Source organism: Candidatus Sphingomonas phytovorans (assembly GCA_029202385.1).
Taxonomy (GTDB): domain Bacteria; phylum Pseudomonadota; class Alphaproteobacteria; order Sphingomonadales; family Sphingomonadaceae; genus Sphingomonas; species Sphingomonas phytovorans.
Map to the genome: position 1 here is coordinate 5,423,115 of CP119314.1, position 25,000 is coordinate 5,448,114.

Annotated in this window: 15 protein-coding genes; 4 read left to right on the forward strand and 11 right to left on the reverse strand. The window is 65.4% G+C overall.

Annotated elements, in window-relative coordinates; all coding sequences use genetic code 11:
• Nucleotides 1-10 precede the first annotated feature (10 nt).
• Genes nagE through P0Y59_25000 form a run of 4 tightly spaced genes read right to left on the reverse strand, consistent with a single transcriptional unit; the run spans nucleotide 11 to nucleotide 9,082 of the window.
• Nucleotides 11-1,657 carry an N-acetylglucosamine-specific PTS transporter subunit IIBC gene (nagE, locus tag P0Y59_24985; GenBank protein ID WEK00108.1) on the reverse strand — a complete coding sequence of 549 codons (1,647 nt, stop codon included), beginning with the start codon at nucleotides 1,655-1,657 and terminating at the stop codon, nucleotides 11-13.
• Nucleotides 1,657-4,110, reverse strand: a complete 2,454-nt coding sequence (gene ptsP / locus P0Y59_24990; protein WEK00109.1) for a phosphoenolpyruvate--protein phosphotransferase — start codon at nucleotides 4,108-4,110, stop codon at nucleotides 1,657-1,659. The genes nagE and ptsP overlap by 1 nt, the downstream gene beginning before the upstream one ends.
• Nucleotides 4,107-6,362 (reverse strand): family 20 glycosylhydrolase, encoded by a 2,256-nt coding sequence (locus P0Y59_24995; protein WEK00110.1) that lies wholly within the window; start codon nucleotides 6,360-6,362, stop codon nucleotides 4,107-4,109. The genes ptsP and P0Y59_24995 overlap by 4 nt, the downstream gene beginning before the upstream one ends.
• Nucleotides 6,363-6,421: 59 nt before the next feature.
• The gene (locus P0Y59_25000; protein WEK00111.1) at nucleotides 6,422-9,082 is read right to left on the reverse strand and encodes a TonB-dependent receptor; all 2,661 of its coding nucleotides are present in this window, start codon (nucleotides 9,080-9,082) and stop codon (nucleotides 6,422-6,424) included.
• Between the two features lie 256 nt (nucleotides 9,083-9,338).
• Here P0Y59_25000 and P0Y59_25005 point away from each other — a divergent pair, with 256 nt between their 5' ends.
• The 3 genes from P0Y59_25005 to nagA are packed head-to-tail and all read left to right on the forward strand — an operon-like array spanning nucleotide 9,339 to nucleotide 12,252.
• On the forward strand, nucleotides 9,339-10,082 hold the full coding sequence (locus P0Y59_25005) for a GntR family transcriptional regulator (GenBank protein WEK02680.1): 744 nt from the start codon (nucleotides 9,339-9,341) through the stop codon (nucleotides 10,080-10,082).
• Entirely contained in the window at nucleotides 10,079-11,113 is a 1,035-nt protein-coding gene (locus tag P0Y59_25010) for an SIS domain-containing protein (GenBank protein ID WEK00112.1), read from the forward strand. The genes P0Y59_25005 and P0Y59_25010 overlap by 4 nt, the downstream gene beginning before the upstream one ends.
• Entirely contained in the window at nucleotides 11,113-12,252 is a 1,140-nt protein-coding gene (gene nagA, locus P0Y59_25015; protein WEK00113.1) for an N-acetylglucosamine-6-phosphate deacetylase, read from the forward strand. Before P0Y59_25010 ends, nagA begins: the two co-directional genes overlap by 1 nt.
• A gap of 60 nt (nucleotides 12,253-12,312) precedes the next feature.
• On the opposite strand, the gene P0Y59_25020 is transcribed toward nagA, so the two are convergent.
• From P0Y59_25020 to P0Y59_25050, 7 genes are all read right to left on the reverse strand, one after another.
• Nucleotides 12,313-13,392, reverse strand: coding sequence for a LacI family DNA-binding transcriptional regulator (locus P0Y59_25020; GenBank protein ID WEK00114.1), 1,080 nt, complete (start codon nucleotides 13,390-13,392; stop codon nucleotides 12,313-12,315).
• An 82-nt stretch (nucleotides 13,393-13,474) separates the two neighbouring features.
• Nucleotides 13,475-14,530, reverse strand: coding sequence for a LacI family DNA-binding transcriptional regulator (locus tag P0Y59_25025; protein WEK00115.1), 1,056 nt, complete (start codon nucleotides 14,528-14,530; stop codon nucleotides 13,475-13,477).
• 5 nt (nucleotides 14,531-14,535) lie between these two features.
• On the reverse strand, nucleotides 14,536-16,044 hold the full coding sequence (locus P0Y59_25030; GenBank protein WEK00116.1) for a tryptophan 7-halogenase: 1,509 nt from the start codon (nucleotides 16,042-16,044) through the stop codon (nucleotides 14,536-14,538).
• Entirely contained in the window at nucleotides 16,041-17,072 is a 1,032-nt protein-coding gene (locus P0Y59_25035; GenBank protein WEK00117.1) for a cupin-like domain-containing protein, read from the reverse strand. The genes P0Y59_25030 and P0Y59_25035 overlap by 4 nt, the downstream gene beginning before the upstream one ends.
• Nucleotides 17,065-17,778 carry a SapC family protein gene (locus tag P0Y59_25040; protein ID WEK00118.1) on the reverse strand — a complete coding sequence of 238 codons (714 nt, stop codon included), beginning with the start codon at nucleotides 17,776-17,778 and terminating at the stop codon, nucleotides 17,065-17,067. The genes P0Y59_25035 and P0Y59_25040 overlap by 8 nt, the downstream gene beginning before the upstream one ends.
• Nucleotide 17,779: 1 nt before the next feature.
• Complete coding sequence (locus P0Y59_25045; protein ID WEK00119.1) at nucleotides 17,780-19,363, reverse strand: tryptophan 7-halogenase; 1,584 nt, start codon at nucleotides 19,361-19,363, stop codon at nucleotides 17,780-17,782.
• A 93-nt stretch (nucleotides 19,364-19,456) separates the two neighbouring features.
• Nucleotides 19,457-22,468: a TonB-dependent receptor gene (locus P0Y59_25050; protein WEK00120.1), complete on the reverse strand. Its 3,012-nt coding sequence runs from the start codon at nucleotides 22,466-22,468 to the stop codon at nucleotides 19,457-19,459.
• A 233-nt stretch (nucleotides 22,469-22,701) separates the two neighbouring features.
• Here P0Y59_25050 and P0Y59_25055 point away from each other — a divergent pair, with 233 nt between their 5' ends.
• Nucleotides 22,702-24,951 (forward strand): beta-glucosidase, encoded by a 2,250-nt coding sequence (locus P0Y59_25055; GenBank protein ID WEK00121.1) that lies wholly within the window; start codon nucleotides 22,702-22,704, stop codon nucleotides 24,949-24,951.
• Nucleotides 24,952-25,000: the final 49 nt, after the last annotated feature.

A 25,000-nucleotide genomic window follows, 5' to 3' on the forward strand; every position in this document is an offset into this window, starting at 1 on the left:
CGCCGGCTCGTCAGTCCAGCGCGTGAACCACGCCGGGCGAAACCTCGTGCCAGCCCCGTCTTGCTGTCTTGTCCATCACTGTTCGGTTGATCGCCTCGACGTCGGCGATGCGCGCCCGCATCCTTCCGGCCTTGATCGCGATCTCCAGGACGTTCCTGCCACCGCCGAGCGCCGCTATCCAGCGCGCCTTGCCGTCTTCTCCGGCCTCCGTCGTATTCCTGCCGAGGGCCCGCATCTCGCCGGCCACCCGATCGGCGATCGGGCCGAGTACGACCTGCACCGCGTTGCCCCCCGGACGCACCACCCCGCGCGCGCCCAGCGCCTTGAGGCGGGCCTCATCCACCTTCGCCGGATCGGCCAGCACCAGCCGCAAGCGAGTCGTGCAGGCGTCGATCGACCGCAGATTGCCGGTCCCGCCCAGGGCGTGCACCAGCCCCGCCGCCAGATCCTCGGGCGCGTTGGCGCTTGCTGGCTTGTCCGCAATCTCCGGTTCGCGCCCGGGCGTCTTCAGGTCGAAACGAAGGATGCAGAACCGGAAGGTCGCATAATAGATGCCGAAATAGACGGCGCCGACGGGGAACAGCAGCAGCGGTCGCGTCGCGAGGCCGTAGTTCAGGACATAGTCGAACAGCCCGGCCGAGAAACCGAAGCCAAGCCTGACGTCGAGCAGGTCCATGATCACCATGGCGAGGCCGGTCAGCACGGCATGCACTGCGTAGAGCAGGGGCGCGAGGAACATGAAGGTGAACTCGATCGGCTCGGTGACGCCGGTCAGCAGCGAGGTGAGGGCGAGGCTGAGCAGCATGCCGCCGACCGCCTTGCGCCGTCCCGGCAGGGCCGAACGATACATGGCGAGGCAGGCGGCGGGCAGGCCGAACATCATCACCGGGAAGAAGCCGCTCATGAACGCGCCGGCGCTCGGGTCGCCGGCGAAATAGCGTTTCAGGTCGCCGGTTGCGCCATGGAAATCGCCGAGGAAGAACCAGGCGATGTTGTTCAAGATATGGTGGAGGCCGGTGACGATCAGCAGTCGGTTGAGCGTGCCGTAGATGAACAGGCCGACCGGGCCGGCGTTCACGACCCAGCGGCTCAGCGTGTCGATGGCGGTCTCAAGGACAGGGAAGCCGAGACCGAACACCGCTGCCCCGACCAGGCCGGCGAACCCCGCGGCGATCGGCACGAAGCGGCGGCCGCCGAAAAAGGCGAGATAGTCGGGCAGCTTTATCCCCGAATAGCGGTTGTAGAGCCAGCCGGAGACAAGGCCGGAGAGAATTCCGGCAGGCACGCTCAGCTTGGCGAGTTCCTTCGCCTTCCATGCTGCTGTGGCCAGGTCGCGGGCGGCCTGGTCGGCAAAGGCGGCGGTCACGGCCGGTGGTACCGCGAGCAGCGCCTTGCCGCCCTCGATGGTCACGAGAAAGGCGATCGCACCGGCGAGGCCGGCTGCGCCGTTATTCTCGCGCGCAAGGCCGACCGCGACGCCGATCGCGAAGATCAGCCCGAGATTGGAGAAGATCGCTTCGCCCGCCGCGGCGATGAAGGTGATGTCGAGCATGTCCGGTTGCCCGAGGCGAAGCAGCAGCCCGGCGCCCGGCAGCACCGCGATCGGCAGCATGAGTGCGCGACCAAGTGGCTGAAAGGCGTCTATCCGCATGCGCATCATTCGGTTCCTTCGAGCAGCGCGCGCACCTCGGCGGCGGTCGCGGCGGACAGCGCCTTTGCAGCGAGCGTGCGGCATGTCGGCATGTCGAGTGTCCGGACGGCCGCCTTCAGCGCCGGGATCGCGGCGGGTGTCGCCGAGAGTTCGGTTACGCCGAGCCCGATCAGGATCGGCGCGGCGGCGGGATCGGAGGCTATTCCGCCGCACACTCCGAGCCAGCGTGCATGCGTGCGTGCGCCTTCCGCCGCCCGCGCGATGAGATGGAGTACCGCCGGGTGTAGCGCGTCGACCATTGCCGCCACGGCGGGATTGCCGCGATCGGCGGCCAGCACATATTGAGTAAGGTCGTTGCTGCCGATCGACAGGAAATCGGCGTCGCGCGCGAGGCTCGTGGCGAGAAGGGCCGCTGCCGGCGTCTCGATCATCACGCCGAGCGGAACCGGGGTTTCGATACCAAGGTCGGCTCGTGCCTGGTCGAGGATCGTGCGGGTGGCGGCGAGCTCCCCCGCGTCGACCACCATCGGCAGCATGATGCGGCATTGCACAGCGGGCACCCCGCGCAGGATCGCGCGGAACTGTGTGGCGAGCAGGCCCGGGTTGGAGAGCGAGAAACGGATGCCCCGCGCGCCGAGCGCCGGATTCTCCTCATGCGGAAAGGGCAGATAGGCGACCGGCTTGTCGCCGCCGATATCCAGCGTGCGGACGATCAGCGGACGGCCTGCCAATCCCTCGGCGACTGCCGCATAGGCGGCGCATTGTTCGTCCTCGTCAGGGGCGGACATGCGGTCGTGAAAAAGGAACTCGGTGCGCAGCAGGCCGCAGCCCTCGGCGCCCAGCGATACCGCCGGGGCCGCTTCCGTGCTCGCCGCCAGGTTGGCGAAGATCTCGATCCGGGTGCCGTCGGCCATGACGCAATCCTGCCGCGCGGCGCTCGCGTCCGCAGCGTTGCGGTCGCGCAGATGAATCAGCCGCGCCGCGGCCGCTTCCCGGGCAGCGGTCCTGGGTGCCGGGTCGAGCATGGCGCGATCCGCGTCGAGCACGACATCATCGCCGTCCGGCAGGTCGAGCACGCCGGAGCCTGCCGCGACCAGCATCGGAATTCCGGCCGACGCTGCGAGGATGGCGGCGTGCGCGGTTGGGCCGCCAAAGGCAGTGCAGATACCTGCGACTTGCGCTGCGGCAATCGGTGCGAAGTGAGAGGGAAGCAACTCGTCGGTGATCAGGATCGCGCCGGGCGGCGGCAGCGGCATGGCCGTATCGGCGCCGACGAGCAGTGCGATCATCTGGCGCTCGATGTCCTTCAGATCGGCGATCCGCTCGATCAGCAACCGGTCGCCGGTCGCGCGGATTGCGTTTGCATGGCTGTGGATCGCGCCGCGCCAGGCAAAGGCGGCGCTCTTGCCTTCGACGATGAGGTGCTCGGCGGCGGAGAGAAGCTCCGGGTCGTCGATCAGGGTGTGGTGGGCCGCCGCGATGTCGGCGCCGGGTCCTGTGCTGTCCTCGGTAATGGCCAGCAGCCGCTGGCGTGCCGCGGCAAGGGCGGCGCTTTCGGCGGCCGGGCCATTGCCTTGCTCCGTCAGGGCAATGTCGGAGGCGCGGAACTGGAAGACGCGGCCGATTGCCAGGCCCGGCGCTGCGCGGACACCGTGGATGAGGCCATCGGCGGCTGGCACCGCGACGGGCGCGGGAGATTGATGCGCTTCCTCACCCATGCCCTGTTCGATCAGCGCGGCGATCGCAGCGGTGGCGGCGCGGGCATCCGGCCCGCGACCGGCAATCTCGATCTCGTCGCCATGGCGGATCCCGGCGGAAAGCAGGGCGACGATGCTGCGCGCATTGGCGGTCTTGCCGTGCGCAGAGAGAGTCATCTCGGCCGCGAACGGCTTGAGCGCGGCGACGATCCGCGCGGCCGGGCGGGCATGGATGCCGCTGGGCAGCGGGACGCGGATCGTGCAACGCGCCGTGTCCTCGCCGAGATCGCTGGCTGTCTCGGCGGCTGCAAGTGGCGCGACCTCAGCGAGCGGGTCGCCTGCCTTCACACGGGTATCGGTCCCGTGCACCGTGACGGCAAATCCTTCGCTGGTCACGGTGATAGGGGTGACCAAGCTCTTGGCCCGCGCCGCGACGGGATCGAGATCGACCTCCAGCAGCACCTGGCCAAGGACGACTGGCTCCCCATCGCTCACCCTGGCGGTGAAACCGTCCCCGGCCAGTGCGACCGTCTCGAGCCCGACATGGATGAGCAGGTCGGCCCCGTTCGCCAGCTTCAGCGTGATCGAGTGACGGGTCGGGGCGACGGCGATGACGGTGGCGTCGCACGGCGCCCGGATCACCCCGTCGAGCGGGTCGATGGCGAAACCTTCCCCCATCATGCGGTCGGCGAAGACCGGGTCGGGCACCTGTCCAAGGTCGAGTGCCCAGCCTGCCATCGGCGCGTGAAGCCGAACGATCACGGCGCGGTCACGAGTTGCACTGCGCTGACCGCCCAGAGCGGATTCACGCCCCTGGCCGTATAGGTGATGCAGAGATCATGAGCGCCCGTGACGGGGGCGATCGGCGCGGTCAGCCGGGTCACTCCGGGTTGGTGGACGGCGGGGGCGAGCGGCAAGGTGGCTAGGCGTGGGCCAGTGCAACCGTCGCGCACTTCCATCTCTCCCGCAGGAGTGACGGGCGGGCGGAATGTGATCTTGTCCACGTCCCGGCCGATCTGGAAGTTGAAGGGAAGCTGTCCGACCGAAATCGCGATCGAGCGCACCCCTTCCATCGGCGCGGCGTCGTAGATCCAGCAGGGGTTCGCGATGTCGAGCAGGAATGCCGCGCGGGGACCGGTCGCCGGGGCATCGTCGGTCAGTCGCAAGGGGATGCCTTCGGAGCAGAGCCTGAGCTGCGTATCGTCGCGGTGGCGGACGGTAGCGGGAGTCAGGGCGAGGTCGATGGCGCCCGGCATCGCCCTGCCGTCGAGGATGGTCGCGACGCGCAGGCGTGCCGGCATCGGAAGCGCCAGGGGGCCGGCGTAAAGCGTGGACGTCGGGCCAGGCAGGGTACCATCGGTCGTGTAGCGCAGAGGCAATCCGGACTGGCCGGTGATCGTCACCTGCGCCTTGGTGCCGACCGGGGATAGCGTTGCCACCGGGCGGAACAGTGCTTCGCTCGGTTCAATGCCGAGTTTCGTCAGGCGCTGCATCTGCGGCGCCAGGCGACGAACGAAATTGCCGAAGTCCCGCGGGCCCGCCGGCGACCAGCCCAGTTCGGCCACCGCCGTGGCGCGGGGGAACATGGCCGCTGCCACGGCGGCTTCAGTCCGCATGTGCTCGGTCCAGACATTACCCTGCAGGCCCAGGATATGGCGTTGCTGGTCGGCCGGGATCGAGGGTGGGGCGGGATCGAAACTGTAGACGTCGGCGAGCGTCATGAGTTTGCCTCGACCAGTGCCCTCCGCGGCCGAGACGCCTTGGCGATAATTGAGGTAGAGAACCGGCTCGGGACTGAGGACAGCGTCATGGCCAGCTTTTGCGGCGGCGACCGCGCCATCGAGCCCGCGCCACGACATGACGGTCGCATCCGGCGTAATGCCGCCGTCGAGGATTTCGTCCCAGCCTATCAGCCGTCGATCATGCGCGGCGAGATAGCGGCCGATGCGCTGCACGAACCAGCTCTGCAGCTTGTCCTCGGACGTGATGCCGAGGGCTTTCATTTTCGCCTGGATCACGGGTGACGCGGCCCATTGGTCCTTTACTGCCTCGTCGCCACCGACATGGATGTAGCGCGAGGGAAACAGGCTCATCACTTCGTCGAGCACGTCCTGCAGGAAACCGAAGGTCGCCTCGTCGGTATTGTAGAGCCACGGGAACACGCCCCAGTCGCTCTCCGTCCCAGGCGGGATCGGGACGCCCATGCCCAGGCGTGGGTAGGCACGGATGGCGCTCAGCGCATGACCGGGCATCTCGATCTCGGGCACGATGGTGACGCCACGTTTCGTTGCATAGGCGACGATATCGCGGATCTGCGCGCCGGTGTAGAAGCCGCCGGTGCGGGGCAGGGAGGGGGCCCCCGGCGCGGTGGCGGGGAAGCGCCAGCCACCGACACTCGTCAGTCTTGGATATTTCGGGATCTCGATACGCCAGCCCTGATCGTCGACCAGATGCCAGTGCAGCGTGTTGAGCTTGTTCGCGGCCATCGCGTCGATCACGCGCTTGACGAAGTCGGGCGATTGAAAATGCCGCGCGCTGTCGAGCATGAGCCCGCGCCATTTGAAACGGGGGGCGTCGTCGATCGTGACGGCAGGGACGAAGACGCCGTGCTTCTGCGGCCGGGCGAGCTGCCAGAGCGTCACCGCGCCGTAGAACAGGCCGGCATCGTCACTCGCGCTGATCGTGGCGCCGGTCGCGGAGGTGGTGAGGCGATACCCCTCGGCCGGAATATTCGCCACGCGTTCGAGCCGGACGATACCGCCGGCGCCGATCAAGGGCCTGGGGCCGCCGGTGCGGGAGAGCAGCTCCGCCAGCCGCTCTGCTGCGTTGCGCGCGCCGCTATCACCTGCCGGAACGGAGATCCCGCTCGTCGCGGTCAGCGTGAAGCCGCCTTCCGCAACGCTCAGCGACTTTGGTGCTGGCAGGAGCGCGGCGGGCTCTGCGATCGCGGCGGAAGAGAACAGGGCCCCGGCAAACAAGGGGACGGCCCTGCGGAAGATCTGAATGCTCGACACGCCGGGCACCTTTACGAACCTAGGATAGCGGGCCGGCATGGCCGGCCCGCCTATTCAGATCAGAACTTGAAGCGCGCGCCAACGTAGAACTGACGTCCGTTGTCGTAGATCGCCCGCACGCGGTCGCGCGTGCCCGAATATTGCACGATCTTCTTGTTGGTCAGGTTCACCGCATCAGCCGTCAGCGTGACATTCTTGGTCACGTTGATACCGAGCGACGCATCGAGCGAGGACAGCGCGGCCTGGTTGAGCGGTGCCGCACGATCGATGTCGATGAAGAAGGCCGACCGATAGCTGTACGAGACCCGGGCGCTGAGCAGATCATTCTCGTAATAACCAGTCAGATTCACCGAATGCTTGCTGTTTCCGGGGATCTGGTCGCCGTTGCTCGCCTTTGCGTCCGAGTAGGTATAGTTGGCGATCGCGCCGAAGCCGCCCCAGATCGGCCGCGAAACCTGGAATTCGAAGCCCTGGTTCCGGCCGCCGGTGCCGTTGGACCGGCGGTTGATCTGGTATGGGCAATTGAACAGGTTCGGATTGCTGCCTGGCGCAAGCGTGCAGGAAGCAGGCTGGGTGCCGGGAACGAACTGTCCTGGCAGGATTTCCGTCGACGTCCGGTTGACGATGTACGACTGGATGTCCTTGTAGAATGCAGCCAGTGCCACGATCGTTTCGGCATCCGGATACCATTCGAGCGACACGTCATACTGGTTGGCGCGGTAAGGCTGCAGGTTGGGATCGCCGCCCTGCCCGGTCAGCAGCGTGCCATTGAGGTCGATGCCCGGTGTGATATCGACAAAGTCGGGCCGCGTGACCGTCTTGCCCGCGGCGAAGCGCAGCACGACCTTGCGCGAGAGATCGATCGACAGGTTCGCGCTTGGCAGCACATCGGTATAGGATCGACTCGACGTGATCGGCGTGAAGCCGCCAAACGGATTGGTGAACTGCGGATTCGCGCCGCCGATCAGGCTGCCGGTCGATATCTGGTCGGTCTTGACCACCCGGACGCCGACATTGCCGCGCCAGCCATCGCCGCCGAACTTGGCCATGGCATAGCCGCCATAGGTCTTTTCGTTGATCGAATAGGTGTTGCCGGGGACGATGAACTTCGCGGTCAACGCCGCCGCCTGCGATCCATAGATCTGGGCAAGGCGGGTCGGATCCACGGTCCAGTAGTTCTTCAGGGTTCCCGGGGCCGCGATATTGTCGAGGAAATCGTCAGGCGTCCCCTGGCCGCTCGCAAAACTGGCGGCGGTGCACGGCGCACCGCCACAGACCAGCCCTGGTGTCAGCACGCCGCCATTGGTGGCGAGACGAAGGGCCGAACGGTCGTGATCGGTATATTTCACGCCGACCTTCAGCGCGCTCATCGGGCCCCAGTCGACCTGCTGTTCCAGATCGAGATAGGCGTATTTTTCCTTGTCGTCGTTGGTCACTGACTGGATGCGCGCGAAATCGATGAGCGCATTCGCCGGCGAGGTCGGATTGGGCGAGGTGAAAGTCACCTGAGGGGCCTTGCCGCGCAGATCGTAGCTGAACGAGCCGGTGGACGCGGTCTCGAGGAAGTTCTCGTTCGAGGTTGCGCCGGTCGCCTTGGTCCACCCTGCCTTGAGGTGGACGGTCAGCTGCTCGGTGGGTTTGTAGATCAAGTCGAGATCGGCCGAATAGGTTTCAGCGAACGCCTTGCGGTCGATCGCGTCGAAGACCATGGCGCGCGCGCCGCTGGCGGCGTTGTTGGTCGACGTGACGGTGCCGGCGACCGCGAGGCCGTTCTGGACGGTCGCGTTGGTGATCGTTCCCCCGGTGCCGAGCGCCCGCTCGGCCCAGGCGATGTAGTTCTGGTTGAAATTGTTCGCGCCGAAACGAGAATAGAGACCGGTGACATTGATCTCCAGCGTGTCCGACGGACGGAACTGCACGCCGATATTGCCGCCGTAGCGTTCGCGATCCTGCTTGAAGATAGTCGAGCCGATGAGTGTCGGCACGTTCGCCGTCCCGCCGTTGACCGCGAAGGGGGCGTAGCCGAAGACCTCGATACCGTCGCGCCGTGTCTGCCGCTTCTGGTAGATGCCGCCGATCAGGATGCCGAACGTCTCGTCGGCATTCTTCCAGCTCACAAGGCCGGAAATCTGGGGATCGAATTTCCCCGACCGGTCGGAATAGACGCCCTGTACCGATGCCGACAGGGTGAGCGGCTTCAGGTCGAGAGGATTGCGCGTGTGGACGTTGATCGTCCCGCCGACGCCGCCTTCCTCCACATCCGCCTGCGGGCTCTTGTACACTTCGAGCTGGCCGACGATCTCCGCAGGCAGCGTCAGATAGTTGAAGCTGCGCGTCGAGGCGACCTGGTCGAGAATGAACCAGTCGGCGGTGGCGATCGAATGGCCGTTGACCAGCGTTTTGGTCAGGTTCGGCGCGGTGCCGCGAAGCGACACGCGCTCGCCTTCGCCGAACTCGCGGTTGATGACGATGCCGGGAATGCGCTGCAGCGCCTCGGCGACGTTCTTGTCGGGGAATTTGCCGATGTCTTCGGCGGTGAGGACGTCGGAAATGACGCTCGAGTCGCGCTTGGCGGTGATCGATGCCTGGATCGATCCGCGAATGCCGGTGACGATGATGTCAGCCTCGCTGCCCGGATCGTTCTGCGCTGTCTGGGTTGCACCCGACGGCGCTGTGTTGCTGGGAGCATTGGTGCTCTGCGCGTGCGCAGTGGCGGCCAATGCCAACGAACTCACGGATGCAGCCAGAAGTCGTATTGCGGTCATTGCCGTTCTCCCCATTTTATTTCTGTTGGCCTGTCAGTTGATGACCAATCACATACCAATTTGTGAAACATGTGTCATACCAATCGCAGCGTCAAGCGGGTTTTTTGCAAGTCCAGTCGAGTTGGTGCAATTTTCTTGTGGAAAATGGTATTTGATTGGTCTTATAGAGGTCGTGCCGGCTCCGGTCGGCGCTGAGAACAGGGATGCACGGATGACCAACCTGACCGACAAGATCGGTATGCTCGACGGCAATGCGCGCGCCCCGCTCTATCAACAGATGCAGGATGCGTTGCGGCGCGGAATCGAGGGAGGTGCGTTGCGCCCGCAAGAGGCGCTGCCGCCCGAGCGCGATATCGCCAAGGAGTTCGGTATCTCGCGCATTACGGTGCGCAAGGCGGTAGACGGGTTGGTGGCCGATGGCATGCTGACCCGGCGGCAGGGCGCCGGCACGTTCGTGGGTGGACGGGTCGAAAAGCAGTTCTCGAAGCTTACCTCCTTTACCGAGGACATGGCCGCGCGGGGTCGTACCGCGCGCAGCGAATGGATCACCCAGATCGAGAGCTCGGTGAACCCGGACGAATCGCTGACCCTGGGCCTTAGCCCCGGCTCACGCGTGTTTCGCTTTCACCGCATCCGGTACGCCGACGACCAGCCCATGGCGCTCGAATATTCGACGATCCCCGGGTTCGGCCTGCCGGGGCTGGAGGCGGTCGGCGCGTCGCTCTACGAAGCGTTGGACGCTGCCGGCCATCGACCGGTGCGCGCGTTGCAGCGCCTGCGGGCGGTGCTGTTCGATAAGGAGCAAGCGAAACTGCTCGACATCGAGGCTGGTGCACCCGGGCTGTTCATCGAACGCCGGGGCTTTCTGGAAGACGGACGCGCGATCGAGATGACTCATAGCTGGTATCGTGGCGATACATATGATTTCGTTGCAGAATTGAACGCGCTCGCATGAGCATTGCCCCCGAATCCACGCTGATGTTCGCCGAGGCCGCGGAAGCCGCAGACGTCATCGCGCGTCAGCGCACCGCGAACCGAGCCCTGGTCGAGTCGCTTGCCGTGCGATTGCGCGATGCACCGCCGCGTGCCGTGTCGACCTGTGCTCGCGGCTCCTCGGATCATGCAGCGACGTTCGCCAAATATCTGATCGAAACCGTGATCGGCGTACCGGTGAGTTCAGCCGCACCGTCGGTTGCCTCGGTCTATCACGCTGCCGCACGGCTCGACGACACGCTGCTGCTGGCAATCTCGCAGTCGGGCCGCAGTCCGGATCTGCTGAGCGTGGTCCAGGCGGGCCGGGCGGGCGGCGCGTATCTTGCCGCGATGGTCAACGATGCCGAGTCGCCGCTGGCCGACATGGCCGATTCGACCCTCCCGCTTCGTGCCGGCGCGGAGAAGAGCGTCGCCGCGACGAAGAGCTATATCGCTTCCCTGGCGGCGATCCTTGGCCTGGTCGCTGCCTGGGCGCAGGATGAGGCGCTGTCCGTCGCGCTGGACGAAGCGCCGGCGCTGCTCGCCCGATCCTGGGAGGTGGACTGGAGTCCTCTGGTTGAGGGGCTTGCCAATGCGCGCGGGCTATATGTCATCGGGCGCGGCCTCGGTCTGGGAGTCGCACAGGAAGCTGCGTTGAAGTTCAAGGAAACCTGCGGTCTTCATGCCGAGGCATTCAGCGCGGCCGAGGTGAGGCACGGGCCGATGGCCCTGATCGGGCCGGATTTCCCGGTCCTCGTGTTTCGCCAGGACGATGAAACGGCCGCAGGTGTCGATTCGCTGGTCAGCGAGGCACTGGGGCAGGGGGGCGTCGTCTATTGCGCCGGCAGTGCGATTCCCGGTGCGGTGACGTTGCCGACGATCGACGCATCGTCCGCGATCCAGCCGATGTTGCAGATCCAGTCCTTCTACCGCGCGGTCAACGCGCTATCCGTGCGGCGGGGGTTCGATCCCGATTCGCCGCCCCACCTGCGCAAAGTGACCGAAACCGTCTGATGCCAACCGCACTCTTCAACTGCCGCACGTTGCTTGACGACGCGCTGGTCGATGGCATGGCCGTGATCCTCGACGGCACGACCATCGCCGCCGTCCTGCCTGAGGCGGAAATCCCTTCGTCGGCCGGACGACTCGACCTGAAGGGCGCGATCCTGGCGCCGGGATTCATCGATACCCAGGTCAATGGCGGCGGCGGCGTGCTGTTCAACGACGCGCCGACGGTCGAAACCATTGCGACCATCGGCGCGGCGCATCGCCGATTCGGCACGACCGGGTTCCTGCCCACACTGATCAGTGACGACCTGGCAACGGTACGGGCGGGTATCGCGGCCGTGGACGAGGCGATCGAACGAGGCGTTCCCGGCGTTCTCGGCATTCACATCGAAGGGCCGTTCCTCAATATCGATCGCAAGGGCATCCACGATCCCGACAAGATCATCACGCTCGACGATGAAGGCTATGCGGCCGTCATTGGTTTGAAGCGCGGTCGCACGCTCGTCACCCTGGCGCCCGAAAAGACCAGTGCGGCGATGGTTGCGCGGCTTGTCGCCGCCGGCGTGATCGTCGCCGCCGGCCATACCGATGGCAGCTACGAGGCCATCCGGGGCGCTCTGGACGTCGGGATGACCGGTTTCACCCACCTGTTCAACGCGATGTCCCCGCTTGCATCGCGAGAGCCTGGCGCCGTCGGCGCCGCACTTGAGGATCGGGGCAGCTGGTGCGGGCTGATCGTGGACGGGCGGCACGTCCATCCAGCGACGATGCGCGTGGCGCTGAATGCCAAGGGCGATCGCATCATGCTCGTCACCGATGCGATGCCGAGCGTCGGGCAGAGCGAGAAGAGCTTCATGCTGCAGGGGCACCGGGTCGACGTGGTCGACGGTGTCTGCGTCAACGAGGACGGCACGCTCGCCGGGTCGGACCTCGACATGGCGCAGGCGGTGCGCAACGCGGAAACCATGCTGGGCGTATCGCAGGCACGGGCACTGAACATGGCTGGCCGCCACCCGGCATGTTTCCTTCGGCTGGAAGGCAGCCATGGTCGCATTGCTCCAGGCTGGAGTGCCGACCTGGTAACCCTCGATTCGAGCGGGCGGACGCTGGCGACCTGGATCCGGGGTTCTCGCGAGAAGGGTTGACGCGCGGCGTAATCGTCGCGCGATCGGTCTGTCGCCCGCGCGGCTTTGCCTGCGGCTTCATCAGGCAAGGCGAAGAGTGGTCGCCAGTGGCCGCCGGCGGGGCGCTGCATCGGATTGTCGCCGCACCAGCCGGAAGCCAAGCTGGAGGTGTCGCGCTGCCTGACGGTGCCCGGCGCGACGATCGAGGATCTCCTTCATCAACAGGTCGACGGCGGCGAGGGACATGTCGGTGATGGGCTGGTGGATGGTGGTGAGTTCGGGCCAGATGGTGGTGGCGAGGGCGGTGTCGTCGAAGCCGCAGACGGTGAGGTCGTTGGGGACGTCGAGGCCGTGCCGGTGGGCGACGGCGACGGTGGCGGCGGCCATGTCGTCGTTGCTGGCGAAGATGGCGGAAGGCGGGTTGGCAAGGTCGAGCAGCTGCTCGGCGACGTCGAGGCCGGAGCGATAGGTGAACAGCCCTTGGGCGACGAGGTCGGCGTCATAGGGCAGGCCGACCGCGTCGAGCGCGTCGCGATATCCGGCGAGGCGGCGTTCGCTGGCGGTCTGGTCGGGATTGCCGATGATGAAGCCGATGCGCTGGTGGCCGAGCGCGGCGATGTGTCGGGTCATCTCGAAGGCGGCGCGGTGATCGTCGATGCTGACGGCGGAGAAGCCCGGGGCGGGATGGCCGCTGGCGACGGTGACGGCCAGGCCATTGGCCTCGCGCAGGGCCTCGAGCAGGGTCAACGAATCGCACAGGGGCGGTGGCAGCACGATCCCTTCGACGCCGCCGCGCAGCAGGCGGGTGGCGGCTTCCTGCGCCTGTTCGGGCCCATCGCATTTTTCGACGATGATCTGGATGTTGGCGCGGCTGGCATAGTCGAGGCTGCCGACGAGGAACTCGCTGAGATAGGCGGCGCTGGGGTTGCTGTAGAGCAGGCCGATCCGCACCGGTGCGGCACCGGAGAGGCTGCGCGCTGCGGCATTGGGAGTGTAGCTGAGCGCCGTGATCGCGGCGTTGACCGCCTCGCGGGTCGTCGGGTGTACATTATGTTTCGCGTTGAGCACCCGGGATACCGTCATCGGGGATACGCCGGCCTTGCGGGCGACATCCTTGATGGTGGCGGCGTTTCGTTGCCGCCGCGACCGTTGCTGGTTCACGCGTCATGCTCCTGTCCCTGGCCGTCTCCGGGTTCGGATCGTCGGATTGCGATCCCGATGCGGGGGCGTGCCATATAGTCGATCAGCCGTGCCGGGGCGGTGCCGTGGAGCTGCGCAGCACCAGCGTCGCCGGGACCGCGACCGGCATATCGGGAACATCGCGCCCGGCCTGGTCAGCGATGATCAGTTCGACGGCTCGCGCGACGACGTCGGCGATGGGCTGCACCACAGCGGTCAGCGGTGGGTGCGTGAAGCGAACGATCGGTGTATCGTCGAAGCTCACCAGCGACAGGTCGCGCGGCACATCGATGCCGCGCTCGCGACCCGTTTCGAGCGTCGCCAGCGCCATCTGATCGTTGCTTGCGATGATCGCGGTGGGCGGAATGCCCAGATCGAACAGGCGGATTGCCGCGCTCCTGCCCGAGACGTAGCTGAAATCGCCTTCGGCGAGCAGGTCGGCGGTTTCCAGGCCTGCCTCTTCCATCGCAGCACGCCAGCCATGGACGCGCCAGGCACTGAGTTCATATTCGAGCGAACCGGCGATGAAGCCGATCCGGCGGTGGCCAAGCCCGATCAGATGCTCGGTTGCCATGCGTGCGGCGCGCTCGTCGTCCATCGTCAGGGCGAAGCCCGGTCCCTCCGTCAGTGAGCCGATCCGGGCGAAGCTGATCTTCTGTGCGTCGAGAAGATTGGTGATGAGGGGGTTCTGCGAATGGGGTGGCGTCAGGATCACGCCATCGGGTTGAAGCGCGGCGATCGCGCCGAGCAGCTCGCGCTCGATATGGTCGCTATGCGTATCGACCAGTTCGACGATCATGCGATAGCCATATTCGGCGCAGGTGAGCATGCCGCCGAGCAGCATCTGATCGACCCAGTCTGTGCCCTCGCGCTTCCGCCAGTCGGCGATGGTGCGCTCGCGGTCGTTGAGGGCGAGGATGAGATAGGAACGCGACCCGCTCATCCTTTGCGCAGCGATTGAGGGCACATAGCCGAGCTTGTCGATCGAGGCCTGTACCCGGAGCGTCATCTCGGGCCGGACGTTGGGTTCCTTGTTGATCACCCGGCTGACCGTCTGCAGCGAAACGCCGGCATCGGCCGCAACGTGCTTGATCGTGACGGCCTGCCGTCGCCGTGCCATCCTGCTCAGCCCCGTGTCGTCGGAGTCGCCGCGGCGCAATAGCGGGCGACATAGGCACCGTGCTGAGGCAGCGACGCGACGGTGCGGGACACATTGTCGCGGATCGTGCCGAGCAGCTTGTCGACCTCGTCGTCGCGCAGCTTCTCGGCGATCGGATGATAGGTCCGGGGCGTGATGCCCTGACCCATCATCACCTGAACCCAGCTGTTCTCGGCGAACAGCTCCTCATTCTTGCGGAAGACGCGGCCGGTCTCGCGGAAAAGCTCGATCTTCTGGGCGAGGGTGTCGGGGATCGGCATCGCCGCGCACTGGCGCCAGAAGGGGCTGTCGCGGCGCTCGGTAGCCTTGTAGTGCAGGATCAGGAAATCGCGGATCTGCCGCGTATCCTCGTCCTGCTGGTCGTTGAATTCGGCCACGTCGCGGGCGCTGATATCCCCCATTGGCATCATCCGGATCAGCCGCAGTACGGCACGCTGGATCAGGTGGATGCTGGTCGATTCGAGCGGCTCCATGAAGCCGCCCGACAGGCCGATGGCGATGCAGTTGCGGTACCATTGGCGCCGCCTGGAACCGGTGGTGAAGCGGAGGAAATTGGGCTCCGTCAGCACCTCGCCCTCGACATTGCCGAGCAGCCGTTCGAGCGCATCGTCGTGCGAGAGATAGCGGCTGCAATAGACGAGGCCGTTGCCGCTGCGATGCTGGAGCGGGATGCGCCATTGCCAGCCCGCGTCGTGCGCCATCGCGCGCGTATAGGGCACAGGCGGGCGGACATTTTCGGTCTGGAGCGCGATGGCGCTGTCGCACGGCAGGTAGTGAGTCCAGTCGTCGAAGCCCGCGTGCAACGCCTGCTCGATCAGCACCGCGCGAAAACCCGTGCAATCGAGAAACAGGTCGCCTTCGATGCGCATGCCCGATTCAAGCACCAGTGCCGCGATATTCCCGCTCTCGCCGTCGAGATCGACCCGAGCGATCTTGCCCTCGACGCGCTTCGTGCCGTCGCCCTCGGCCATGGTGCGGAGGAACTTCGCATAGAGGGTGGAATCGAGCTGGTAGGCGTAGTTCATCCCGTCGTCCGGGAGATGCGCGAACTTGCCCTGAAGCGCTGCGATCAGCTCAAGGCAATAGTCGTCATAGGATTGGTCATGCCCCCTGGTGCGTCCGTACAACCAGAAATGCTGGAAGCCGGCAGACCAGTGGTCCTTGCCGGTCGCCCCGAACGAATGGAAATAGCGATCGCCGACCTGCTTCCAGTCGTCGAACAAGATGCCCAGCTTGAAGGTCGCCTGGGTTGCCCGCATGAACTCGGCTTCGTTGATACCGAGCAGGCGATTGTAGACGACGAGCGGCGGGATGGTGGATTCGCCGACGCCGATCGTGCCGATCGCATCGGATTCGACCAGGGTCAGATCGGCTGTCCGCCCCAGGGTACGTGCAATGGCCGCGGCAGCCATCCAGCCGGCGGTGCCGCCGCCGGCGATGACGATACGTCGTGGGTGCGGGATGCCATCGGTCATTGGCTTAATTGCCTCAGCAGGAAGGCGCGGATACGGCCGGCGCTTTCGGGGGTCAACGGGGCGAGGATACTGCGCCCTTCTTCGGGAATATGCGCGGCGACGTCGTCGGCACTGCCGAACACATAATAGTCGAACAGGTCGCGCCAATAGACCTTCTGGTCGTCGGGCAGGTCGCGGATCGACATCATTGCATGGTTGAGCGCATCCTGCGGCTGGCCGAGCCAGCGCGGCGTTTCGCGCCACCAGTAATTGACCAGCACGTTGAACGGCTCGAGCCCCTCGACATGATGCCACCACAGCGCCGGGATGTAGAGAGCGTCGCCCGCGTCGAGCTCGGCGACCTGGGCGTGGGGCAGTGCTTCGCGGAAACGGGGGAAACGATCGAAATCGGGGGCGTGGAAATCGACCATGCTGATCGCACGGCCGGCGGGCGTATTGTCGATCGGGCCGAGATAGAGGTTGCGGAACTGCTCGCGCGGGAAGAGCGTGAAGCGCCGCCGGCCGACTGCGACACAAGCGAGGTTGTGCGGAAGGTCATTATGCGCCGCGATCCGCGTAGGTGTACCGATCCAGATGCTGGCGATCGGCGAGCGGTCGCCGAGATCGACATGATTCTCCTCGTGCAGGCCGCTAAAGAACTGATGAACGTCAACCGAGCCGAGATAGATCGGCGGCGCGTCGGTACGGCCTTCGTTGGCCTCCATCTTTGCAAAAATCTCGGGCAATCGGGCGCGCAGGGTATGGAAGTTCATCCCCATCGCCTCGTCGTAGAATAGTCGCCCCCCCGATGCCGGGGAACCCACCGATACCGTGAAGGGAACGTCGCGGTGCCGGCCAAGCAGATAGGCACGCGCGTCCCTGCTCGATCGCCGGCCGGCCTGCACCAGCGGCCAATCAGCGACCAGCCCCCGCACCAGGAAAGGACGATCGGCGTCGCGTAGCAGCGAGTCCAGCGCCGCCGTGTCGGCGACCGTGACTTCGGGCACGGTCGCCAGCGCTTCGAAGATCGCGGGATCGGCTTCAGCCATGCCCGATCCGGCGGTTCTTGCGCGCGATCAGTTCGCTCAATCGGCCGAGCGAGGCAATCGCCATGAAGATCGGCATCAGATGATCGTCGGCGTGCAACTCGCCCAATGTGGTTGCGTCGAGCTCGCGCAGCCGATCCTCGTCGATACCGTGGAAACCGACCAGGCGATTGGTCGATCCGTCGTCGAGCGTGATCTCCAGCGTCAGCGGTTCGAGCAGCTTGTGGCGCTCAAGCGCAGAGAAAAAGCTTTCGGACGCCTGATAGCCTTCATCAAGCGCGCCCAGTTTTTCGCTGATCGATTCAAGATAGGGGCTCGGCCGCCCGTCCTCGTCGAACAATCGAACACCGTCCGCGCCAATGCGCGGGCTGGCGAGGTCGATATGCACCTGCTTGTCGCCGTGCCCGGACGGCGACCCGCCGATCAGGAAGGGCTGGATGTCGACTGCCAGCGGCAGGTAGCGCGCGTCCCAGTTGCCGTTGTCGAGGAACAGGTTCTCGCCTGTCTCGAACCCGAACATCGCCAGCGCGGTGAAGCGGTCGCGCTCGTCGTTGAGGCGGAACAGGATCGGATATTCGTCCTGCACCCGGCGGAACTCGCCCGGCACTGCGATGCTGCACATCACTGCATCGCCCAGTTCGGCATCGCGCCCGGTGCGTACACGTAGCTCGCGATGATCTTCGGTGGTGAGAAGCGCGTGTTCGGACATATCAGCGAGTGTTTTCCATGGATGGCGCCATATCCGGATGCGCGCGGAGTGCATCGAGATAGGCGCGGTTGGTGGGCAGGCTGGCGGCGAGCACGCGCGCCCGCTGCTCCACCTGGCGAAGCTGGTGCGTCACGCCATCTCCGGGCGCGCCCCGGATCTGGCCGATGGGCGGGGCAGGGAAGCCCATGCCGTAAAGTACATATTGATAGCTCGCCGCCGGGAAGATCTCCTCTGCCGACGGCAGGTCGGCGCGCGATGGCGGCTGGTCGCGCCAGAGGCGCAGCAGTTCGGCCAGCCGCGGCGGAATCGATGCGGGATCGCGATGGTCGCGCCAATAGGGTTCGTCACGCTCGCTCAGCACATAATGGAGCTTGAGGAACTCGACGATCCGGTCCCAGCGATAGCGGAACAATGTGTTGAAGCGACCCGCATGGATGTCCATCACTTCGCGGGTCGCAGGGAAATTGTCGAGCAGCGCCTCAAGCGACAGCTCGACCAGCACGATCGCCGATGCTTCGAGCGGTTCGAGGAAGCCCGCCGACAGCCCGATCGCTAGGCAGTTGCGTTCCCAGAAACGTTCGCGATGGCCCGAGCGGAACGTCAGGCGGCGGAACGAGAGGCCCTGGGTATCGGCTCCAGGCAGGGCGTGGCGCAGATAGGCGGCGAGGGTCGCTTCGGCCGCCTCGTCGCTCGCATGCCGCGAGGAGTAGACGCAGCCGACGCCGCGCCGGGTCGGCAGGCCGATATCCCATATCCAACCGGCGCCGTGCGCGGTGGCATTGGTCTGCGATGCGATCGGGCTGTCGGGCGCGACCGGCACTTGCACCGCCAGCGCTCGATCATTGAACAGCTCGCGGCTTCGATCGAGGAAATCGACGCCATATTGCTCGCCGATCAGTAGCGCGGCGTGTCCGGTGCAATCGATGAACAGGTCGCCCGCGATGTCGTCCGAGGTGCGCGTATGGACCGCCGCGATATCCCCGTCCTCCGTCCGATCGACGCCGACCACGTGGTCTCGCACATGGCGCACGCCGAGCCGCTCGGTCGCGTGCCGGGCGAGCAAGATCGCCAGCTTCGCTGCGTCGAGGTGATAGGCATAGTTGAGCGCGCCCGCATAGTCGGGCATCGTCCTTTGGCGCGGGGCCAGGTCGAGCCTGCATGGACGTGCCTGGGGCGTGACCATCTCGGCGAAGCGAAGGTCGGGGCCCTGGTCGCGCCATGCCGCCACCACGTCGCGCGGATCACCGTCGATCGGAGCGACGAAGGGGTGGAGATAGTCGTCGCCCGCGCCGCCGGTGCGCCAGCCGACGAAGCGGGAACCCTGTTTGAACGAGGCATCGCAGGCGACAAGGAACTCGGCTTCGCTGATCCCGATCCGTTCGAGCGTCCGCCGCATCGTCGGCCAGGTGCCTTCGCCGACGCCGATGGTCGGAATATCCGGCGATTCGATCAGCGTCACCGTAATGGGCGCCCGGGTTGCCGGATTGGCGCGAGCAGCGATGAGGCAAGCCGCCAGCCAGCCGGCGGTGCCGCCGCCGACGATCACGATGCTGGAGACAGCCTTGTCCACGCTACGCGCCTTCATTCACAACCGGCAGCTTGCCGTGCGGGAAGAGGAAAAGCCACCCTCGTTGGAGGGTGGCTTTTCCGTCGTCTACAGTCTTCCGGCGGGCCCGGATCAGAACGCCGCTCGAACGCCGACCGCGTAACGGGCGAACCCCGGCGAGACGAGGGTGACGTTGCGATCGGACCGCTGATGCTGGCGCCGACCTGCGCCGGTCAGGTTGATGGCCTCGGCGAAGACGCTCATCCCCTTCCTGAACTCGTAGCTCGCGCTCGCGTCCACCTGGCCATAGGCCTCGGTATAGGTCGGGTTGGGGCCCGTCGCCTGCAGGAATTCGCCGCGCCAGTTGTACGCGACACGCGCCTGTATGCCGTATTTGTCGAAGAACGCGACCGCGTTCGCGCTGTTGCTGAGGCCGGTCAGCGCGAACTGTGTGACGGTGGCAGGCTTGCTGTTGTCGTACTTCGCGCTGCCGTCGACGATCGTGTAGTTCAGGATCGCGCCGAAGCCGGTATCCCAGAAGCTGTGCTGGACGGCGAATTCCCAGCCATGGATCGAAGCGGTCTGATCGCTGTTCACCGGCGTGGTGATCTGGAAGTTGAGCGCCGGATCCTCGGGCAGGGCGTAGATCAGGCCCTGCGCCGCGTTCGACGATTGCGGGTAATGGGCGAAGATATACTGGCGGATCTGGGTGGCCGTCGCATTCGCCCCGAGTGCAGCGAGCGCCGCATTGTAGCGCGGACCGCCCACGGGGGTGGTCAGGCCGAACGCGGTGGTATCGACGCGAGTGGTCGAAATGAAGTTCGCGACGTTCTTGTGGAAGTAGCCAATCGAAATATAGCTGTCGCGACCATAATACCACTCGGCCGACAGATCGATATTCTTCGACTTGTACGGGATCAGGCCCGGATTGCCTTGCGCGCCGGTGCCTCCGCCGACACGGAACAGTCCGTCCAGCGTTCGCCCGCCCTGCATGACGTCATAGGCGGCGCGAGTGATCGTGTGGCTGTACGATGCGCGCAGTTTGACGTTGTGAAGTGGCGAGATATCGAAATCGACCGACGGCAGCCAGTTTTGGTACTGGCCCCGGAACTGGGTGAAGGTGCTGTCGCCTGAGAGGACGACGTTGAACTCGTTGTCCGACACCCACTGGGTGCGTGATGGCACCGGCACCAGCGCCGAGGACGAGACGTTGGTCGTCTCGTAGCGCAGGCCGGCGACGATGTGCGCCGGATTGTCGAACGCGTCGAACTTGGTCGCTACCTGCAGATAGGGTGCGATCGTCTTTTCGGTGATGCGCCGGTCTGTATTGAAATCCGCAAGGCAGGTGCCGGGAGCGGCAGTACCCGATCGCGGCTTGCTGCACGCCTGGAACTTCGATTCAAGCAGATCGACCATCTGCTCGAAATTGAAGGTGTAGAATTTCTGGGCCATGCCCGACTGCGCAAGGCCTGGGAACAGGTTCGGCAGCGTCGCGAGCGAGAGCATGTTGTCGGGAAGCGAGGACGCAGGGCCGATGCCGCCCCAGGTGTCGTTCTGGATGGTGCCGAAGGCCGAACGTACCTTGTTCTGCACATAGGAGACGCCGAAATCGAGGCTGTCGAGGAAGCCGCCCTGATGATCATAGTGGCTGCTCAACTGGACCTGGTTGATCTCGTCCCTGAAATAGGCGTTGCGGAAAGCACTGCCGGTTGGCGTGACCAGCGCGGCGTTGAGCGGATCGATGCCGGGGGCCATATTGTACGAGATGACCGGCAGGTCATGGTCGAAGTTGATCGTCTGGTTCTGGACGCCGAAGATCGCCGTGCCGACCGACATGTTCGAGCCGTATTTGTTGGTCGGCTTCACTTCCGCGGTCGAGTGATGCGCATCGAGCGTCACCGTCATCCCGCCCGGCGCTTTCCACACCAGGTTGCCGCCGAGCGACTTGTTCTCCGCGCGGTTGGCGGTGAGCGACCCGCTATAGGAAAGGTCCTTGCCGACGTTGCAGGTCGTCGACGGCGCCACGCAGCCGGCATCCGGCGCGGCGAAGCGCTCGGTATAGAAGACCGGGCCGGCAACTGGACCATTGGTCCAGGAACTCGACGTGTCGTCATGGTTGAACCAGATGCCGACATTGCTGTTGCGGGTTTCGACGGTATTGCGTGAATAGGTATAGTCGATCGTCGCGGTCAGCGCATCGGTCGGGCGGAATTGCAGGACCGCCTGGCCGTTGATGCGCTCGCGATTGATGTTGTTGAACTCATACGACGCATTCTGCGGGACCTGATAGACGTCGGTCGGGCCCGGCCGGTTGGTGATGTTCGCGGCGCGCGGCGTTCCCGGCGGCGCCAGCGAGCCCCAGTTGTTCTCGTTGCCGAGATAGCCGTCACGCCAGCCGACGATCGCCTGGTTCGTGCTCGCCTTGCGCTTCTGATAGGAGCCGATGACCGCAAAGCCGATACGGTCGTCAGCCAGGGTCGTGCTGAAGATGCCCGAGACTTCCGGCGTGACGTCGTTCTTGCCGTTCTGGGAGGTATCCATCACGCCCTTGACGGCGAGGCTGCCGCGGGTGCCCGGCCGGTCGAACGGGCGCGGGGTACGGATATTGATGGTCGAGCCGATGCCGCCCGATTCGATCGACGCGCGGCCGCTCTTGTAGACCTCGACCGCTGCGACGCCCTCGGAGGCAAGGTTGGCGAAGTCGAACGAACGTGACGACGGCGCGCTGCCGCCGTCGCCGATCAGCGCGGTCGGCATCTGGCGGCCGTTGAGCGTCACCAGGTTGAATTCAGGGCCGAAGCCGCGAACGGTGACGAGCGAGCCCTCGCCGTTGGAGCGGTCGATCGACACGCCGGTGATGCGCTGGAGCGATTCGGCGAGGTTGGTATCGGGGAATTTACCGATCTCCTCGGCCGAGATGGCATCGACGACGCCCTGCGAGTCCCGTTTGATATCGAGCGACTGGCGCAAGCTGGCGCGGATGCCGGTGACGACGATATCGCCCTCCGGTGCATCTGCCTGGATTCGCGATTCGCCGGCTGCCGATGCTTCCTGCGCCGCTGCCGCATATGGCACGGCCGCAATCCCGATTGCCGAAACACTCACCAAAAGCCGCGAAAGCGAGCTGGCATTGAAGCTGCGCATCGATCCTCCCCCATTTTTGTCAACGTTGTCACGCCGACTTGTTGTAACGCGATTCAGTTCGCGTTTGATTTGAGAACGTTCTCATGACTCGTCGGACAATTCGTGTCAAGTCAGTTGAGAACGTTCTCAAACTGTGCTGTTGGTGGTCGATCGACGCATAGGCGTGAGCGGAATGTTGACGATGGATCGGTCCGATCCCCTGTCGGCGGGCCGGTAAAAGGAGGAGAGAGATGATGTCGAAACGTATCGCCGTGGCGCTGCTCAGCGTGTCGCTTGCTGCAATGGCGAGCGCGCAATCGGTGCCGTCTCGTACCTCGGCATCCGCACCCTCGCATGATGCGCGGGCCCGTGCCCGGAGCATCGTCGCCCGGATGACCCTCGACGAGAAGATCGGGCTTGTCCACGGGTTGTTCCCACCCATGGCCAAGGGCAAGACGGCCAATGAGCTGATCCCCTCGGCCGGCCATATCGACGGTATCCAGCGACTCGGCGTTCCGCTGATCCGCGAGAGCGATGCCTCTCTGGGCGTCGCCAACCAGGTCGAGCAGCGCAAGGGCGATGTCGCGACGGCGCTGCCGTCGAGCCTGGCGACGGCGGCGAGCTTCGACCCGGATATTGCCCATGCCGGCGGCGCCATGATCGGGGCCGAGGCACGTGCCAAGCGTTTCAGCGTGCTGCTCGCCGGCGGCGTCAACCTGACACGCGATCCCTGGAACGGGCGCAATTTCGAATATCTGGGCGAGGATCCGCTGCTGTCGGGCGAGATGGCTGGCGCTCATATCGCCGGGGTTCAGTCGAACCGCATCGTCTCGACGGTCAAGCATTTCGCGCTCAATGCGCAGGAGACCGGGCGGATGGTCGTCGATGCGCGGATCGACGAGGCCAGCCTGCGGCAGAGCGACCTGCTCGCTTTCCAGATCGCGATCGAGCGGGGGAAGCCCGGGTCGGTCATGTGCTCGTACAACAAGGTCAATGGCGACTGGGCGTGCGAGAATGATTTCCTGCTGAACCATGTGCTGAAGCGCGACTGGGGCTATCGCGGCTGGGTGATGAGCGACTGGGGCGGAGTCCATTCGACCGCCAAGGCAGCCAATGCGGGGCTCGACCAGGAATCGGGCCAGGAGCTGGATAGCGAGATCTTCTTCAGCGACCGGCTCAAGGTCGATGTCGAATCGGGCAAGGTGCCGGCGACCCGGCTCGACGATATGGTCGTGCGCTATCTAACCGGGCTGATCGAGACTGGCCTGTACGATTCACCAGTGCCGGACAAGGTACAGGCGATCCCTTATGAGCAGCATGCCGATGTGGCGCAGCGCGCGGCCGAGGCAGGCATCGTCCTGCTCAAGAATGAGGGTGGCCTGTTGCCACTCGCGGCCACGGCCAGGCGCATTGTGCTGATTGGCGGACATGCCGATGTCGGCGTGCTGTCCGGTGGCGGGTCGAGCCAGGTGCGCTCGGTTGGCGGGGCGCCGATCGAGATCCCGCTGACCTCGGGTGCGGCGATGTCCTTCGCTCGCCTTACCTACCACGCTTCCTCACCGCTCAACGCACTGCGCGCCGCCATGCCGCAGGCGCAGATCAGCTTCGTCGACGGAAAGGATGCTGCCGCCGCGGCAGCGGCGGCACGTGCCGCCGACATCGCGATCGTGTTCGGGACTCAATGGACGACCGAGGCCCAGGATGTCCCGAACCTTTCCCTGCCGGACGGGCAGGATGCGTTGATCGCGGCCGTGGCCGCGGCGCAGCCCAGGACCATTGCGGTGCTGGAAACCGGCGGGCCTGTGCTGATGCCCTGGATTCAGTCCGTGCCGGCGGTTGTCCAGGCCTGGTATCCCGGGCAGCGTGGTGGCGAGGCGATTGCCAATATCCTGAGCGGCCGGGTCAACCCGTCCGGCCGCTTGCCGATCACCTTCCTTGCCGCTGCGTCACAGGCGCCGCGCCCGGCGCCGGTCGGGCTGGATACGCTGACCTCGCTCGAGGCGCAGGCCGCGGCCGATCCCGCCAGCGCAGGCAAGTATCGGCTCAGCAGCTTCCCGGTCGATTATGTCGAAGGGGCCGATGTCGGGTATCGCTGGTACGAGAAGAAGGGCCAGCAGCCCCTGTTCGCGTTCGGGCATGGGCTCAGCTACACCAGTTTCACGTATCGCCACCCGGTCGTGACCGGTGGCAAGGTGCTGAGCATCTCGTTCGACGTGGTCAATACCGGTCGCAGCGCCGGTACGGACGTGCCGCAGATATATGTCACGCGCGACGGATCGAATGCGCCGATGCGGCTTGCTGCGTTCAAGCGTGTCACACTGAAGCCGGGGGAATCGCGTCGCGTGACTTTGACCGCGGAGCCTCGTGTCGTCGCCGATTATGATCTGAAGCTGCCGGGCTGGCGGATCGCCGGCGGCCGCTACCGTGTCGCGCTGGCGCGTGACGCGACCGATCGCTCGATGGTCTCGACCGCGACACTCGAACCGGCGACGATGAAGCCGTGACCTGAAGGCATCGCGCGTGTTGCCGATCGCCGTTGGCGGGCGCAATAAA

Coding starts and splice junctions, on each gene's coding strand:
- nagE (WEK00108.1), bottom strand. CDS start 1,657: ATGCGCATGCGGATAGACGCCTTTCAGCCACTTGGTCGCGCACTCATG.
- P0Y59_25005 (WEK02680.1), top strand. CDS start 9,339: ATGACCAACCTGACCGACAAGATCGGTATGCTCGACGGCAATGCGCGC.
- P0Y59_25010 (WEK00112.1), top strand. CDS start 10,079: ATGAGCATTGCCCCCGAATCCACGCTGATGTTCGCCGAGGCCGCGGAA.
- nagA (WEK00113.1), top strand. CDS start 11,113: ATGCCAACCGCACTCTTCAACTGCCGCACGTTGCTTGACGACGCGCTG.
- P0Y59_25025 (WEK00115.1), bottom strand. CDS start 14,530: ATGGCACGGCGACGGCAGGCCGTCACGATCAAGCACGTTGCGGCCGAT.
- P0Y59_25030 (WEK00116.1), bottom strand. CDS start 16,044: ATGACCGATGGCATCCCGCACCCACGACGTATCGTCATCGCCGGCGGC.
- P0Y59_25035 (WEK00117.1), bottom strand. CDS start 17,072: ATGGCTGAAGCCGATCCCGCGATCTTCGAAGCGCTGGCGACCGTGCCC.
- P0Y59_25040 (WEK00118.1), bottom strand. CDS start 17,778: ATGTCCGAACACGCGCTTCTCACCACCGAAGATCATCGCGAGCTACGT.
- P0Y59_25045 (WEK00119.1), bottom strand. CDS start 19,363: ATGAAGGCGCGTAGCGTGGACAAGGCTGTCTCCAGCATCGTGATCGTC.
- P0Y59_25050 (WEK00120.1), bottom strand. CDS start 22,468: ATGCGCAGCTTCAATGCCAGCTCGCTTTCGCGGCTTTTGGTGAGTGTT.
- P0Y59_25055 (WEK00121.1), top strand. CDS start 22,702: ATGTCGAAACGTATCGCCGTGGCGCTGCTCAGCGTGTCGCTTGCTGCA.